The 16485-nt window shown below is 52.2% G+C and carries 11 protein-coding genes; 4 read left to right on the top strand and 7 right to left on the bottom strand.

The features are described 5' to 3' along the window. Positions 1–147: 147 nt before the first annotated feature. From KK083_RS17905 to eat, 7 genes are all read right to left on the bottom strand, one after another. Complete coding sequence (locus KK083_RS17905; RefSeq protein ID WP_254165552.1) at positions 148–1284, bottom strand: iron-containing alcohol dehydrogenase; 1137 nt, start codon at positions 1282–1284, stop codon at positions 148–150. A 270-nt stretch (positions 1285–1554) separates the two neighbouring features. Then, the gene (locus KK083_RS17910) at positions 1555–3129 is read right to left on the bottom strand and encodes a hypothetical protein (protein ID WP_254165554.1); all 1575 of its coding nucleotides are present in this window, start codon (positions 3127–3129) and stop codon (positions 1555–1557) included. Between the two features lie 21 nt (positions 3130–3150). Beyond that, positions 3151–5937: a TonB-dependent receptor gene (locus tag KK083_RS17915; protein ID WP_254165556.1), complete on the bottom strand. Its 2787-nt coding sequence runs from the start codon at positions 5935–5937 to the stop codon at positions 3151–3153. Beyond that, positions 5927–7060, bottom strand: a complete 1134-nt coding sequence (locus KK083_RS17920; protein WP_254165564.1) for a phytase — start codon at positions 7058–7060, stop codon at positions 5927–5929. Before KK083_RS17920 ends, KK083_RS17915 begins: the two co-directional genes overlap by 11 nt. Before the next feature lie 239 nt (positions 7061–7299). Then, complete coding sequence (locus KK083_RS17925) at positions 7300–8925, bottom strand: tetratricopeptide repeat protein (RefSeq protein WP_254165566.1); 1626 nt, start codon at positions 8923–8925, stop codon at positions 7300–7302. A gap of 248 nt (positions 8926–9173) precedes the next feature. Continuing rightward, positions 9174–10532 carry a glutamine synthetase family protein gene (locus KK083_RS17930; protein ID WP_254165568.1) on the bottom strand — a complete coding sequence of 453 codons (1359 nt, stop codon included), beginning with the start codon at positions 10530–10532 and terminating at the stop codon, positions 9174–9176. Positions 10533–10804: 272 nt separating this feature from the next. Beyond that, positions 10805–12103, bottom strand: coding sequence for an ethanolamine permease (eat, locus tag KK083_RS17935; protein WP_254165570.1), 1299 nt, complete (start codon positions 12101–12103; stop codon positions 10805–10807). 272 nt (positions 12104–12375) lie between these two features. On the opposite strand from eat, the gene sdhC reads away from it, so the two are divergent. The 4 genes from sdhC to KK083_RS17955 all read left to right on the top strand — a co-directional run bounded on the left by sdhC (position 12376) and on the right by KK083_RS17955 (position 16349). Continuing rightward, a complete protein-coding gene (gene sdhC / locus KK083_RS17940) occupies positions 12376–13158 on the top strand; it encodes a succinate dehydrogenase subunit SdhC (RefSeq protein WP_254165572.1) in 783 nt (260 codons plus the stop codon). Between the two features lie 79 nt (positions 13159–13237). Next, complete coding sequence (locus KK083_RS17945) at positions 13238–15058, top strand: fumarate reductase/succinate dehydrogenase flavoprotein subunit (RefSeq protein ID WP_254165573.1); 1821 nt, start codon at positions 13238–13240, stop codon at positions 15056–15058. Next, on the top strand, positions 15058–15804 hold the full coding sequence (locus KK083_RS17950) for a succinate dehydrogenase/fumarate reductase iron-sulfur subunit (protein WP_254165575.1): 747 nt from the start codon (positions 15058–15060) through the stop codon (positions 15802–15804). The genes KK083_RS17945 and KK083_RS17950 overlap by 1 nt, the downstream gene beginning before the upstream one ends. A gap of 11 nt (positions 15805–15815) precedes the next feature. Continuing rightward, positions 15816–16349 (top strand): hypothetical protein, encoded by a 534-nt coding sequence (locus KK083_RS17955; RefSeq protein ID WP_254165577.1) that lies wholly within the window; start codon positions 15816–15818, stop codon positions 16347–16349. The last annotated feature ends 136 nt before the right edge of the window (positions 16350–16485 follow it).

Consider the following 16485-nt stretch of genomic DNA (forward strand, 5'->3'; position numbering starts at 1 on the left):
TTGAAGCGCCACCCTCTGTGTACTTAACTCAAAACGTTGACAAACAACCAATCACTGTTGCTACAACACAACTTGAAACTTTAAACTTTAAACTTCAAACTCTCCCTAACCGGCAACTGGCAACCGGTAACCAAAATCAGTCTTCGTTCAAAGGGCCCGCAGATATAGCGCCCTAAAATCTTCCCGTGTTACCGGCTTGGGGTTGTTGGGATGGGCGAAGTCTGCAATGGCGAGGTCAGCGAGGGGTTCAATGTGCTCCTGTTTCACACCAATGGCACTCAGCTTGTGCGGGATGCCGATCCTGCTGTTCAGGTCAAAGAGGTAATCAACAACGGCTTTACCGGTATCTTGCTTCAGCTCGAGGGTGCGGGCAATACGCCTGAACCTGGGCTCGAACCCGGCAATGTTGAACTCCATCCCGTAAGGAATGTTAACAGCATTAGCCAGTCCGTGATGTGTATCCAGCAACGATGAAAGCGGGTGCGCCAGCGAATGCACCACGCCCAGGCCCTTCTGGAATGCCACGGCTCCCATCAATGAAGCGATCAGCATGCGGCTGCGCGATTCCAGGTCAGGTTTGTTCACAGCCTTTTCCAGCGACTGGCTGATGAGCTGGATGCCTTCCAGCGCAATACCTTCACACAGCGGATGCGGCGTCTTGGCCAGGAAGGCCTCCATGTTGTGGGTGAGCGCGTCCATGCCTGTAGCCGCCGTAATAAAAGCAGGGAGATCCATGGTCAACAAGGGGTCGGCAAACACAATCTTCGCCAGCAGCTTAGGTGCGAACAGGATCTTCTTCTGGTGCGTAACATCGTCAGAGATGATGGCGCTTCTGCCCACCTCGCTGCCCGTGCCCGCCGTGGTGGGAATGGTAACGAAATGCGGCACATCATTGGTCACGTACACATCGCCGCCGATCAGGTCGTCGTATTTGAAAAGATCTTCCCGGTGGTTCACCCGCAGCACAATGGCCCGCGCCACATCCAGCGCCGCCCCGCCCCCGATGCCCACAATCGAATCGCGCCCTGTCTGGTCATACACCTCCGTTCCCTTATACACATCCGACTTAACAGGGTTCTTGTGAATATCATGGAACACCTCCACACCGATGTTCTTTTTCTTCAGGTCGTTGATGATCTCTTTAAAGAATGGAAGCTGTGCCACCGTAGGGTCCGTCACCACCAGCGGCCTCTGCAGGTTGTTCTTCACAAGATAGTCCGGAAGCTCCTTGCTGGCACCGGCCCCGAACCTGATGGTGGTGGGGAAGTTATATTGATACACCATATTCTGGTTTATTTAGAAGTTTTTGTTTTTGTTTCGCTGCCTAGCCTACGGTCACGTTTTGAAAGGTACGAGGTACGATTCGGTACCTACCTGTTGCCTACTGTTATTTGCCTACTGCCTACTCTACTACCGTACCTTGTAAGTCCTGGCTAATTTATAAAAAACCTTCAGTGTATCCGACCGGAAATTTCCAGCATAAAAAATAAAAGAACCACCACTTGTTAAATGATGGTTCTAATCGTAAACTAACAGATCAGCAAGCCAACTAAATCAATTGCTGCCGAAAGCTCCGATGTACGAAACAGGCGCAGGTACTGTATATTGTTTTCCGTCAACCGTGAGGGTGGTAAAGTTCGTTGCAAAGCCGGTCTTGCCATGGTTCAGCGCAGGAGAACCTGCCTGGAGCCTAAGATTAAATGCCGCAGGGAAATCTGCATTGGCCGAGCTCTTGGCCGCATCTACATTGAAGGTTGATACGTCAAAGCTGACAAACATCGGATTGTTCGCATTTTTTACGCCAGACACGTCATGGCTGGTCTCAAAGCTTCCCAAGGTGATAGATCCTTCTGTGGGATAAAAGCCCGTTACGCTGGCATCATTGTTACCAAAATAAAGGTTGTAACCAACGGCCGAGTTGGCTACATCCGGGGCATCTGCTCCGGTAGGGAACTTCACACCATATTTGCTGTTGATCACCATGTTGTTATACACTTTGCCTTTGCCACCTTTCTCCAGGTTGAACGAGCCGCCACGGCCTGACTTGGTTTGTCTCCATCCACAACCGATCGCCGTGTTGTTATATACATTCACATTGTTTTGCGGGGTACGGTCGCCGGAGTTAGACCACTTCACACCATTGGTAGCTGCTGCATAAAATGTATTGAAAGCAATATCACCTACGGCACCACTCTTCAGGTTCACGGATTCGCCGCCTGATTGTCCGTTCAGGATGAAGGTGTTGTTGGCCACCAGCAACGAGCCCTGGTTGATCTGTACGGCAACGTCAACAGAATAAGCGAAGGTAGAATTCATCACCACGATCTTTCCATTCGGGTTATTGAAATACAGCGCATAGGTGGGAGCGCCTTCGGCCACCTCGCCGGTGGAAACAATATCCGTTCCGGCTACGCCTGGCAGGCCAACGTACTCCATACGCGTGTAGATCACCGCCATCTCGGTAGTAGTTGCATTGGAGGCCAGCACACCGCCCCATAAACCGCCAAAGATGTTGGCTTTGGTACGTTTGGCTGAAGGTACGGTAAACAACACCTGGTTCTCGGCTGTTCCGTAGCTATAGAAATTTCCTCTTACCGTAACAGCGTAAGGGCCGTCCACGATAATGGTTGTGCCTTCGAGCACTTTCAGTGATTTTCCTGCGGGAACAGTGAGGTTGCCTGTTACATGATACGTTTTGAAAGGCCCCCATTCACCTTCCACGTCGCCACCGGCAAGCTCAACAGGCACGGCCTGGGTAACACTTACGGCAACGTCGAGTGTTTTTTGTTGCTGTACGCCATCTGTAATGGTGATGGTAATGATGTCATCGCCCGCCGCCGCCGGAGCTTTGTACGTGATCTTTGCTTTTCCGGTAGCCTCGCCTTCACCGGTAATGTCCGACACGGTCACTGTTCCCTTGTCAGCTTCCGCACTGATCTGCCCGATCTTTCCCGCAGCAGAAAAGGTAACGTCGAATGATTTGGTCGCATCGGGTATGATAGACAATTCAGAAACGTCGGGAATGATCTGCGGCGCGCTCGGCTTGTTATCTTCATCATCACAGCTTGTCATGATCACGGCTGTGCCAATGAAGGCCGCGGTAAGCATTCGGTAAATAAACTTTTTCATAGTGTATTAATTTGTGTTGGTTTAATTTCTGTTCCATTGCATTCTCACACCAAGACGCAACGATTGATAGTACTGGTCTTTCCGTACCAGTGTCTTATGCTCAGGGTCATCCTGGTGCGGGTAGTCCTGCAGCTTATTGGGATCGTTGTAGACCGGCTTCTTCACGTACATCTGGTATGACGCGTTCAGCAGGTTGGAAGCTTTGATGAAGATCTCAACCGTGTTCGATACTTTTTTCTCCAGGGCGAAATCAAGAATGACAATGGGTTTGGCATAGATGTCGTTGTCGAGGAAGAGTGATATGGCCTCCAGGCGCTCTCCCGTATACACCAGTGACAGCTGCGACTCCCAGCCTTTGTCAATATCCTTATACAGCAATGAGAGATTACCGATGTGTTTTGCCTGTCCCTGCAGGGAACGTGTCTGGCTTGCGCGCTTCAACACCAGCTCGCTGGATGGATCATTGGGATCTACCCGTGTACGCAGCGCCTTGGAAGTAGTGATGCTGGAATGTGTGTAAGTGTAATTGGCGCGGATGCCAAACTTATTGAAGTAACGTGTGATGTCTGCTTCAATGCCCATGTTTCGGGCGGTACCGAAATTGTTAGGCTGCAAAACATTATCGTTCGTAATGCCTGCCGAATCAACAACATATTCAATGGGATCAAGTATGTGTTTGTAGAAAGCGCCGAGCAGCACCTGGTTGGTGGCATTCGGAAAGATCTCCCAGCGCAAGTCGATGTTATGTGCCTTCACACGCCTGAGCAAAGGGTTGCCATATTCGGGATAACCGTCGTCCGGTATTCTGTAAGGAACGATCTCGAAAAAGCCCGGGCGCGAAATGCCTTTGTAGTACGTGAAGCGCAGGTTCATGCCCTGCCTGATCTTATACCTGGCCGACACGCTGGGCAGCACATCGGTGTAGGTCTGCGTGCTGTCAGGCGTTTGTCCCGCCAGCGCATTTTTCAACCGATACCCCTGATCGGTATTCTCCACACGCACACCCGCGTTCAGCTCTATTTTTTCAACGTCAAGCTTGCCAAGGAAGTAAAAGGCATTGATGTTCTCGTGCGCCTTGTAATTCAAAGCATTGGATGATGTGCCTATCGGATTGATCACCTTCCAAACCACATCGCTGTACGTGTTCCAGTCCTCCCCTTGCACCTGCAGGTTCGGGTTAGGATCGAACATGTAGTTATCGTAATAACTGTCGCGGTTCTTTTGCCTGATCATACCCCCGGCTTTTAACAAACTACCGCCCCACGATTCAGGTTGAAAAATGAGATTCAGATAACCTGTCACGTCCGTGTCTGTGTTGTTGGTCCACTGCCGTGGATTGTTGCGTTCTACGTTCTGCGCTGTTTCGACAAAATCCTCCAGCTTGCTGTTCCGGACGAACCTGGCATTGTCGGGCTGATTGTTGGAAGCCGTAGAATATACACCGGACCATGAGAGCGTGAGCGGCGCCCCCAGCTTATGATTGCCTTGCAGCGATGCAGTGATGATGCCCTGGTCAGTGGTTTTGGTGCGTGTGCTGTATTGCAGAATGGCATCGCCCTGCGCTGAGCTGAAAGCCCTTCCATCCAGGTAAGTTTCTTTGATCTCGCGTGCTTCGTTATTGATCAACCGATAATATCCGGTGTAAAATTTAAGATCATGGCTGTCGTTGATCTTGTAATCGAGCCTTGCATGGGCAGCGCCCCGCATTTGTTGTGTGGAATAGTGCCTGTCTTGCACCGACCCAAGTGTGGGACGGTTGGAGCCAAAACGATCGGTATCATAATCGAACCAGAGACTTTTTGTTCCGCGATAAGCGTTCTGAAAACTTCCGCCCAGCATCACACCCAGCTTGTTATGAACAAAACGGTTGCCGATGGAGAACGAGCCCATCATGTCAGGAAGTGGTTTGATGTTTTTCACTTCCAGGTTTTGTTTGGTGAAATCGCCCGGTTGTGCCATGTATCCGTCACCATACATCTCGCGCGGCGATTGTTTCGATATGCCTGCGCTCTTATACCGGTCGAAACCGTATTGGGAGTTGATGTAGTTGTATCCCAGCTGAAGATCACCTTTCACCTCGAAAGTCTCCCGGGCGCTTTTCATGACCATGTTCACACCGCCGCCGATGGCATCGCCTTCCATATCCGCCGTCAGGCTTTTATAAACTTCCAGTCGCTCCAGTAACGAAGCGGGAAAAATATCGAGGGGCACGTAACGGTTCTTGTTATCCGGACTTGGGATCTTCACGCCATTCACCAGCGTGTAACTGTACCGTTTGTCCATGCCACGAACAATCGCATACTGCGGATCACCGTTGCTGCTTCGTTCAACAGATAATCCCGAGACACGCTGGATCACATTGGCCACAGAAATATCGGGCGATAAAGCGATCGCCTTGGCAGAGATCACATTCAGGGTATTGGGTGAGGTGCGCTCGATCATGCGGGCCTCTGTATCTGATCCACCGGTGGCTTTGGCCGTGATGGTCACCTCTCCCAGTTGTGTGAGATCGGCTTCAAGCGCAAACAACACCGTTACAACATCGCCGTCATCGGAAAGGGTCGCTTGCCGCGAAATGCTTCTGTAACCGATGAAGCTTGCGGTAATGGTATAAGTTCCCGGTTTCAGGTTGGTGATGGAATAAGAACCATCTAACCCGGCCATGCTATACGCATTGCTCACCTCTTTTATAATGATCGATGAGCCCACCAGTGTTTCCCCCGTAACATCGGTAACTACACCTTTGATGGTGGCGCTATACGAAGCAAAGCCACACAACAACAGCACGAACAGGATCTTATTTGCCATACGCCGTAGTTGTTTGGTTTTTGTTTGCAGCAGTGTTGAGATCGTCTCCGGCAATATCCTCCCAGCGATAGTAGTGAAAGGTCTTGTCGGTTGACATCACCACGAACAATCCGTTCCTGAAAGTGTCGTTCAGCGATACACTGGTCACGTCCGACCCATCACTTTCCTGTGCCGCCACTTTAATGATCTTCACAAGCCTGTGATCGTGCGGATTGCCTTCAAAGCCTTCACGACTGAAAACAAAGAACTGGTTGGCGCCCTGATCCGATACCAGAATGTATCCGGTGCTGTCACTGACCTGGTAGATGGAAATACCTTCGTGATCTTGGGTAAAACCGGAAGTGCCAAACAAGGCAAGCTCTTCATTTCCTTTGGCAGGATCTGCGTAATACTTCCGTACGCCAACACCTTCGTCTGAATAATAGACGTATCCAGGCTTGTCATCCACGGCAATGGCTTCGATCTCTTTTTTGCCGCTGTACTTTCCGAACTTGCGTACGAGTGTTGCTTTTACAGCGCCGTGCCCGTTGTCTTCCAGCTTATATTGCCACAGGTACGTACCGTCGGGACCGTTCTTTCTCCCGACGATGGCATAAATGTCACCGGAAGCGTTTTTATAAAGCGCGATCCCCATCAGGTCGCGGAACATGTCACCCGTTTCACCGGTAAAGACCTCGATGCCTCCGTTATCAAGCGGCTTCATGTAGGGCACACTGTAGATCCTGAGCTTGTGCGTAAGGCGCTCTGTGGTAACGGCGATATCGTAAGATCTGCCGCCGATGTTCACGCCGTATTCTATATCTACATTGTCCGGCCTTTTTAATGATTGTGTTTTCTCCTTGATTATTTTCCCTTGCAGGTCGAATGCATAGAGCCCACCGTTCTCATCTTTATCCGTGCCGATGATCAGGCTTTGAGAAGGATCAGCGGGGTTTACCCAGATGGCAGGATCATCTGTATCGAACATCACGGGTTCGGTCACGATCGCGGGCTCGACGACCTGTTGGGTAGGATACACCGTCTGGCGACGCAGCGTATCAGAAACGCCGGCTTCCTGATGAGAAGGTGTGCAGGCGCTACAGAGCAACAGAACGAGGATTATTACGGCGAGGTAATTGTACATGAATTAACAGTTGTTTGTGGAGGCAAAGATTGGGGCCCGACGGTGCACAGAACAACCAAAACGCGTTATCAAATAGGCAACAATGAAATCCAGGACCGTTAACAGCAAGGCAACAAAAAACGGGAATGTGTTTTAAATAATTTGAGAGTCAGTTGGTTATGACATGTTAAGCAAATGTTAACAATTCTCCGCCGTATACAACTACAGTTAACATGCATCAACAGTGCTCGTGCTGACGATCAAAGTGAAAGGATAAAGTTTGTAAGACTCTGCCCCTGTTCGAGGGCTAGCTTTTTACGAAGACGATAACGGGAAATACGCAGGCTGTCGGTGGAGATGCCCAGGATGGTGGCGATATCTTTCGAAGGAAGGTTCAACCGGATGAGCGCGGCCAGGCGAACATCGGCAGACGTCAGGTCAGTGGAGATGCGGTGGAGCTGGTCGAAGAAATTCTGGTGCACCTGTTCAAAGATGTTCCGGAAATCGTTCCAGTCCTTATCCTGCACAAAATTCTGGTCGATGAGCTTAACCAGGTTGGATACTTTTTTCCGTTGGTCGCGCAGATCGTCCTGCATCGTTTCTGCCAGCTTGGTGCGGATGTCTTCCAGCGTTTTGTTTTTGCTGATGATGTGGAGTGTGTGGGCTGTCAACGATTTTGATCTGTCGTCGAGGGCCACCTGAAGCTGCTTTTCCTGGAGGTGCGAATTTTCAAGCTCTGCCTGCATCAACCGCTGTTCTGACTCTTTTCTTTCGATGATGTCTTGGTCCTGCCGGATCTTCAGTCTTTGCCGGCTGATGATGGCCGTGCCCAAAAGAAATACGAGCGAGATCCCCGCCGCCAGCGAGATCTTGATCACCGAATCAAGCTGCTGAGAAGTTTCCAGCATCTGGATCTCGTTGTTCTTTCTTTCCACATCGAAGAGTGTTTGAAGCAGTGTTACCTGTTTGCGCATATCCTCTCCATAGAGCTCCTCATAGAGTGTGCGGCCTTTTTCGAGATTCTCGTATGCTTCTTTGTAAAGCGCGGCCTGGTAATACACTTTACCGAGGTCTTTATAAGCACTCACCACCTGGTATTGGTCCCTGAGCCGCAAAGCAAGCTCCAGCGCTTTTTTCGTGTAGACAATAGCCTGTTCGTTGTTGTTCGTCTTGCGGTAGCCGTCGGCAAGGTTGTTCAGGTTCACGATCATGGAAAGGCTGTCTTTGGTCAGCTCGTTCAACGACAGGGCTTTTGTAAAGAATTCTTTCGCTGTCGGAAACTGCCCGAGGTCTTCATAAATGCTGCCGATGTTTTCCAGGATGGTGGCCGTTCCCTGAATGTCTTTCAGGGCTTCGTATTGTTGCAGCGCCCGGTTTTGAAATTCCAGCGCGCGGGAATAGTCCGTCTTTTTTTCGAACAAACGCCCCAGGCAGCCAAAGGTATAAGCCCTCCCCTTTTCATTGCCTGTTTTCTTGTATAACGATAATGCTTTCTGGTGTTTCTCCAGGGCCACGTCAGGCTGGCGGATATTATAATAGACAAGGCCCAGCTGATTGAGGTTGGCGGCCATCTCATCGTCAAGATGTTCGGTCTCAAAGATGACCTCCGCTTCCAGCAATTTTTTCAGCGCCTCATTATAAAATCCCTGATGATAGAAGACAGACCCGATCAGGTGCAGGCTGCTGCCGATGCCGGCGTTGTATTTCTGCTCGCGTGCCTGCGACAGTGCTGCGCGTGCCAGGATGAACGCCGAATCAGGCTGGGCAAACAGTTTCTGCTCCGCGCGGGCACAGATCGAATCAATCACGGCATTCACAGGCTGGGCAATACTAAAAGACACCGTCAGCAATAACAACCCGGCCAAACCAAATACACGAACTTTCACGTAAGCTTTTTTGAAAGCTTAAAATTAAGAAGGGGATGTTTCCTGAATGTTAATAGGGTGTTAAGAAGGTACGAGGTACGAAGTATGAGGTACGAGGCAGCTCCGAACGGAGACTAAGCTTCGGACTTTCACCACTACGCTTCGAACCGGGTAGTAAGTAGGCAGTAGGCAATAGCAGTAGGCAACAGGTAGGTACGAAATCGTACTTCGTATCTCGTTTCCGATAGCTATCGGGATCGTACCTACTCCTAAATAATTTCAAAATAACGCCGGTATTCCCAATCCGTCACCGCTTTCAAATGCTGCCTCCACTCCCACTCGCGGGTCTGGGTGAAGTGTTCTACGAATTTTTCTCCCAGGATCTCTTTGGCTACGGCCGATGACTTCATCAGTTGTGTGGCTTCATACAGGTTGCCGGGAAGCACACCGTTCGAGAAGTCTTTGTAGCCGTTGCCTTCCGTGGCGGGCTGCTTCAGCTTCAGGTTCTTTTTGATGCCGTATAATCCTGACGCGAGCGCTGCGGCCATGGCCAGGTACGGGTTGGCATCCGAGCCGATCACCCGCGTTTCGAGTCGCGACGATTTACTGCCACCGCATAACACGCGCAATGCCACGGTACGATTGTCGATGCCCCACGTAAGTGTGGTCGGCGCCCACGCACCTTCTACCAGGCGTTTGTAGCTGTTGATGGTGGGCGCATACATGGGCAGAATGTGCGGCAGGCAATACAATTGTCCCGCGATATAACTTTTCATCAGCGCGCTCATCTTCTGCTTGTCTTTGGCGTCGTAGAACAGGTTGTTCTTTCCGGCTTTGTCCCACAGGCTCTGGTGCACGTGGCCGCCACATCCCGGCAGGCTTTCGCTGATCTTGGCCATAAACGTTGCCATGATGCCGTGCTTGTAGGCGATCTCCTTAACAGCGGTCTTGAAGAGCACAGCACGGTCAGCGGCCTCCGCCAGTCCCGCATACTGGATGGCAGCTTCGTATACACCGGGTCCGGTCTCCGTGTGCAGTCCTTCCAAGGGCACATTGAATTTTCCCAACAGCTCGAACAGGTCTGTGAAGAACGGATTTTTCAATGTGCTGCGTAGAATGGAATATCCGAACATGCCCGGCGTCAGCGGTGTGAGGTTCCTGTAATTTTTATCCTGCGCGCTCTGTGGTGTCTCTGAAAAATTGAACCATTCGAACTCCTGCGCAAAGTACGGCGTGAAACCCGCCTGCTCCGCATCCTGAAGCACCTTATGCACCAATTGCCGCGGACAAACGTACGCCGGATTGCCCGATGCATCCATGATGTCACCCAGCACAAAGGGAACGTCATTCTCCCAGGGGATCGTTCTGAAAGTGCTCAGGTCCAGCCGCGCGGGAGCATCCGGGTATCCCGTGTGCCACCCAGTATACTGCCCACTATCATAAGCCACATCCGCTGCATCCCACCCGAAGATCACATCGCAGAAACCAGAGCCGCCCTTCATCACCGAGAGGAATTTCTCCGCCGAGATATACTTACCCCGCAGGATGCCATCAATATCCGCGAAAGCGATCTTAACCTTGCCGGAAGGGTGATTGGTTACGTATTGGGTGATGTCTTTGGTGTTCATTTTACCGTTCTTCGTTTTGAGTCTCTGTTGAGTTGCCGGTTGCCGGTTATCAGTTGCCGGTTAGGGAGGTTTCAGGTTAAAAGTTTAAGGTTAAAAGTTTAAGGTTTCAAGTTTCAGGTTTAAGGTTTAAGGTTTCAGGTTTCAAGTTGTTAACAATAACGGTTCAGCTCGAGTGAGGCTCAGTAGTGATTATGCACACCCGCAGGAACTGGCAACCGGCAACTGGCAACCGGCAACCAAAACCGATACTTCTTCACAAACACGCCCTAACTTTAAACTTCAAACTTCAAACTACCTCCCCACTTAAATATCAGGTATCCCCCTCCGAGAAGCAAGAAGTAAAGTATGGCCAGGTTAAAATTATAGACTACCATAGCTACGAAAGAGATGATGGCGATGACCAGGGCGATGATGGGAAAGGCCGGGAACAAAGGAACCTTGAAAGGTCTTTCGAGGCCGGGTTCTTTTTTTCTTAACCGGAGCAGGGCCACCATGGAGATGATGTACAGGGTGAGCGCACCAAAAACGGAGATGGTGATGATCTCGGCGGTTTTGCCTGTGAGCAATGCAATGATACCGATCACCATGTTGATGAGCAGGGCATTGGCAGGCGTTTGAAAACGGGCGTGCACCTTGCCTAATGCTGCGGGCGCAAAACCCACACGGCCAAATTCGAAGCTCGACCTTCCGGCGGCGAGGATGATGCCATGAAAGGAAGCGATCAGTCCGAACAATCCTATGGTGATGAGCAGGTGATACAACCAGTGGCCCGTATTCACAATGTGCGCCAGGGCCAGTGGCAGCGGTGAGTCCGAAGGCGAACCATCACTTTTGTATACGATGGCTTCCCAGCCCGCCACACCGGCAGAGCTGACGAAGGTGAGCACGCAGAGTATCACCAGCGTAACGATGGCCGACCCGAAACCGCGCAGGATGGTGCGCTGCGGATTAACGGTCTCCTCCGCTACATTCGCCACGCCTTCAATGGCCAGGAAAAACCAGATGGCGAAAGGGATCGAGGCAAACACACCTTCCCAGCCATTGGGAAAGGCATTGCGCTCCAGGTTTTGCCACGACACATGGGGCAACGTGATACCGGAAAACAGCAACAGCTCGCCCACCGCCAGAATGGTGATCACCAGCTCGAACATGGCCGCGGCCCTGACCCCGTAGATGTTAAGGCCGGTGAACAGCATGTAAGCGAAGATGGCAATGGCGATGATGGGGATCTGCGGAAAGAACAGGTTGAAGTAGGCACCGATGGCAAAGGCGATGGCGGGCGGCGCGAAAATGAATTCTATGTTCTGCGCCATGCCCGTAATGAATCCCAGGTCTTTGCCCAGCGCACGGGTAGCGTAATCAAACGCACCGCCGGCTTTCGGTATGGCACAGGCCAGCTCCGAATAGCTGAACGTAAATGTGACATAGAGAATGATGATGAAAAATGTGGAGATGGCCAACCCAAGCGTGCCGCCTTTTTCCAGTCCCAGGTTCCACCCGAAGTACATGCCCGAGATCACATACCCCACGCCCAGCCCCCAGAGCATGGCAGGTGTGAGGGTTCTTTTCAATTCGTGTGCAGACAATGCGGGCCGAAATTTGAGTTTAACGTTGAACAATATAGTGATATTCCTGAATAGTTACCGGTTGCCAGTTGCCGGTTACCGGTTCTGGCCGTATGTCAATCTGCGACCGGGCATTGATACTAAAGTTAATCGAAGCAGTTCAGTGAAATCAACGCTGCACCAACTGGCAACTGGCTACCCGGCAACTGGCAACTACTACTCCTTGCTTTTGGGGTATTTTTTGAGTATAATCAAATGAAATTTAACTTTTCGGGTTTATGGGTCACGCTGCGCTGATACATACCTATAGAAAAGATCTGTGGTGGGTCAGGCCCTTGCTTGTGTTCATCGCACTGTCTTCGTTCGTAGTGTACGCAACGTGGGCTGCGTTTCAGGGCGAATATTACGCTGCAGGCCCTTACCTTTCACCCTTTTATTCTCCGGAGCTCTTTGGCAATTCACCGCACAGCTGGTTCGGTCCCAAACCCATGTGGTGGCCCGCCCCGCTTCCTTTCTCTCCTGCGCTGCTCATTCTCTGGGCGCCAGGTGGCTTTCGTTTCACCTGCTACTATTACCGCGGGGCCTATTACAAATCGTTCTGGGCCGATCCGCCGGCATGCGCGGTATCGGAGCCCCGCAAAACCTACAGGGGTGAGAACTCTTTTCCGCTGATCTTACAAAACGTTCACCGCTACTTTCTTTACCTGGCGGTGATCTTCGTTTTCATTCTGTTGTATGATGCGTGGAAAGCCATGTGGTTTACCGATGCGCTTACAGGAGAAAAAACTTTCGGGATCGGCGTGGGTACACTGGTGCTTACGACCAATGCCGTGCTGCTCGGCATCTACACTTTCAGTTGCCATTCGTTCCGCCACCTCGTAGGTGGTTTCAAAGACAAGCTTTCCGAAACACCCGTGCGCAAAAAGGTCTACCACTGCGCAAGCTGCCTCAACCGGCGGCACATGAACTGGGCATGGTTCAGCTTGTTCAGCGTTGCCTTTGCTGATATCTATGTTCGCCTGGTGTCTATGGGCATCTGGACGGACCTTCGTATTTTATAATTTCATAGTTACGATTTCAGATTTAGGATTCTTTGCCCCTCGCTCGATCGTAGATGTAAATCGCAAATTGTAGAAATAAATGGCGCATTTCGAAACATACTATCATGATGTGCTCGTGATCGGCTCCGGCGGAGCAGGATTGCGCGCGGCCATCGAAGCCTCCGCCCTGGGTGTCTCGGTGGGCGTGGTATGCCGTTCGTTGCTCGGCAAAGCGCACACGGTAATGGCCGAAGGAGGTGTAGCCGCAGCGTTGGCCAACGTAGATGATCGCGATAGTTGGAAAGTACATTTTGCCGATACCATGCGCGGTGGCCAGTACCTGAACAACTGGCGCATGGCCGAGCTCCACGCGAAAGAATCGCCTGACCGTGTGCGGGAGCTGGAAGCCTGGGGCGCCCTCTTCGACAGGACCACCGACGGCAGGCTCCTCCAGCGCAATTTCGGCGGCCACAAGTATCCACGACTCGCGCACGTTGGCGATCGCACAGGACTGGAGATGATCCGCACGTTACAGGATTACGGCATCCACCAGGGCATGGAGATCTACCAGGAGTATACCATCATTAGCCTGCTGAAAGAAGGTGGCCGGATCGCGGGAGCTTTTGGATACGATCGTGAGAAAGGACTCTTCCGCATCTTTGAAGCCAGGGCGGTGATCATCGCCACTGGCGGCATGGGAAGGATCTACAAGATCTCGAGCAACAGCTGGGATTGCACGGGCAGCGGCATCGCCCTCGCCTACAACGCCGGCGCCGAGCTGATCGACATGGAGTTCGTGCAGTTCCACCCCACCGGCATGGTGTGGCCGCCCAGTGTTCGCGGACTGCTGATCACGGAAGGTGTTCGCGGCGAAGGTGGCGTGCTCAGGAACAACAACGGACGCCGTTTTATGTTCGACGATATCCCCGAGCTGTACCGCGGCCAGACCTCTACCGATGAGGAAGAAGGCTGGCGATATACGCAGGGCGACAAGAATGCAAAACGTCCACCGGAGCTGCTCACACGCGACCATGTGGCCCGCTGCATCCGGCGCGAGATCAAGGAAGGCCGCGGCTCGCCACACGGCGGTGTGTTCCTGGACATCGCCTGGATCAAGGAAAAACTTCCCAACGCCTCCGAGCACATCAAGAAGAAACTGCCCAGCATGTATCACCAGTTCAAGGAGCTCGCCGGCGTTGACATCACCAAAGAGCCCATGGAGGTAGGTCCCACTACACACTACATCATGGGCGGTATCCGCGTTGATGCCGATACACAAATGACTTCCATCCCCGGCCTCTTTGCCGCGGGTGAATGTGCTGCCGGACTGCACGGCGCCAACCGCCTCGGAGGCAACTCGCTCTCCGACCTGCTCGTGTTCGGAAAACGCGCGGGTGAATATGCAGCACAATACGCCAAAGAGAACAGCCGCATCAAGGTCAGCGACGGCCAGCTGCTGGAAATTACCAATTGGGCGCTGACGCCGTTCGAGAGAGGATTGTCAAGCGGTGGCATGAACCCCTTCCAGCTGCAGTCTGCTTTACAGGAGCTGATGCAGGACCTGGTAGGCATCGCCCGTACCGGTAAGGAGCTCGAGGAAGCCCTCGTGCGCATTGCCGGGCTTCAGCAGCAGGCCATGAAGGCAGGCTGTGATGGCAACCGCGCCTACAACCCGGGATGGCACACAGCCCTGGAGCTTACACATATGCTCACCGTTGCGGAGGCCATCGCAAAAGCAGCGCTCGAGCGCAGAGAAAGCCGCGGCGGACACTTCCGTGAAGATTTTCCCAACAAGAGCGATGAGTTCGGGCGCGTGAACATCACCATCAGCAAAGATGGAACGGGCGCCATGCGACTCACCACCCTGCCGAAACAGAAGATCAGAGACGACCTGCAACAAATTATTGACGAGATGAAATAATGGCACACGTACTGTTCAACATCTGGCGTACTACTTCCACCGGAGGTGAATTCAGGGAATACAAGACCGAGATCACCGAAGGTATGGTAGTGCTCGATGCCGTGCACCAGATCCAGGCTGAGCAGGCCAATGACCTGGCCGTGCGCTGGAATTGCAAGGCAGGCAAGTGCGGCTCGTGCTCCGCCGAGATCAATGGTAAGCCCAGGCTGATGTGTATGACCCGCATGAACGACCTGCCGCAGGATAAGCCCATCGTGCTTCAGCCGATGAAAGCATTTCCCGTCATCAGAGACCTGGTGACCGATGTGTCGGTGAACTACCGCATCAAGAAGCGCATCAAAAAGTTCAGGCCCCGCACGCCCGACTTCCCCGACGGCACATGGCGCATCGCCCAGGAGGATGTGGACCGGGTACAGGAATTCCGCAAATGCATCGAGTGTTTTCTTTGCCAGGATGTTTGCCACGTGCTGCGCGAACATGAGCTCCATGAGAAATTTGCCGGCCCCAGGCACATGGTTTATACAGCAGCACTGGAGATGCATCCGCTGGATGTGGAAGACCGGCGGCATCAGCTGAAGCATGAAGGCGGCATCGGCTTTTGCAACATCACCAAATGCTGTACAAATGTTTGTCCCGAAAAGATCACCATCACGGATAACGCCATCATTCCCCTGAAGGAGCGCGTAGCCGACAGATATTACGATCCGCTGATGAGACTATTCCGTTTTTTTATGAACAAGAAGTAACCACCAACACCATGACACTACAAGAATCAAAAGCTTCGCAGAAACGTGTTTTCAAACTGAAACCGCTTTCAAGGGATGGCGTGGAAGGAGCCCTCGATAAAGCCGAACATTACCGCCTGCTCAACCAGCCCCAGCTGGCAGAAAGTATATGCCTCGATATTCTCGAGATCGACCCGGCCAATCAAAGAGCAGCCATCTTCCTGCTGCTGGCATTGACCGACCAGTTTGGCAGAGCGTCATCCAGGGCAGCCAAGCAGGCCCTTGAGCTGGCGCGCAACCTGAAAGACGAATACGCAAGACAATATTACAGTGGCATCGTGCATGAACGGCAGGGCTCCGTTGCCCTGAGCTCAGGTGTACCCGGCACCGACTTCGATGCCTGTGAGTGGTACCAGGAAGCCATGAGGTTCTATGAAAAAGCCGAAGCCCTCAGCCCCGCCGGAAACAACGACCCCGTGCTGCGCTGGAACACCTGCGCCCGGATCATCATGGCGTATAATCTGCAGGAAAGACCGATGGATGACTCGAGACCGGAACTTGAGTAGTCCACGGTCGACAGTCCACTGTCCACAGCAGTGTGATTTCAAAAAATCGACCTGGTCTGCTGTTTATTGCCCTCGGCATTCGTGAAGCTATGTCTACAGTTGGAAGATCCCGTCATAAGGATCGAAGGACGTTTGC

The sequence above is a fragment of the Chryseosolibacter histidinae genome (genome assembly GCF_018598225.1).
Classification (GTDB): domain Bacteria; phylum Bacteroidota; class Bacteroidia; order Cytophagales; family Cyclobacteriaceae; genus Chryseosolibacter; species Chryseosolibacter histidini.

Bases quoted from the DNA above. Each gene is read 5' to 3' on its own strand.
- KK083_RS17930 (WP_254165568.1), bottom strand. From the start codon at position 10,532: ATGAACACCAAAGACATCACCCAATACGTAACCAATCACCCTTCCGGC.
- KK083_RS17905 (WP_254165552.1), bottom strand. From the start codon at position 1,284: ATGGTGTATCAATATAACTTCCCCACCACCATCAGGTTCGGGGCCGGT.
- KK083_RS17910 (WP_254165554.1), bottom strand. From the start codon at position 3,129: ATGAAAAAGTTTATTTACCGAATGCTTACCGCGGCCTTCATTGGCACA.
- KK083_RS17920 (WP_254165564.1), bottom strand. From the start codon at position 7,060: ATGTACAATTACCTCGCCGTAATAATCCTCGTTCTGTTGCTCTGTAGC.
- KK083_RS17945 (WP_254165573.1), top strand. From the start codon at position 13,238: ATGGCGCATTTCGAAACATACTATCATGATGTGCTCGTGATCGGCTCC.
- KK083_RS17915 (WP_254165556.1), bottom strand. From the start codon at position 5,937: ATGGCAAATAAGATCCTGTTCGTGCTGTTGTTGTGTGGCTTTGCTTCG.
- KK083_RS17955 (WP_254165577.1), top strand. From the start codon at position 15,816: ATGACACTACAAGAATCAAAAGCTTCGCAGAAACGTGTTTTCAAACTG.
- KK083_RS17950 (WP_254165575.1), top strand. From the start codon at position 15,058: ATGGCACACGTACTGTTCAACATCTGGCGTACTACTTCCACCGGAGGT.
- sdhC (WP_254165572.1), top strand. From the start codon at position 12,376: ATGGGTCACGCTGCGCTGATACATACCTATAGAAAAGATCTGTGGTGG.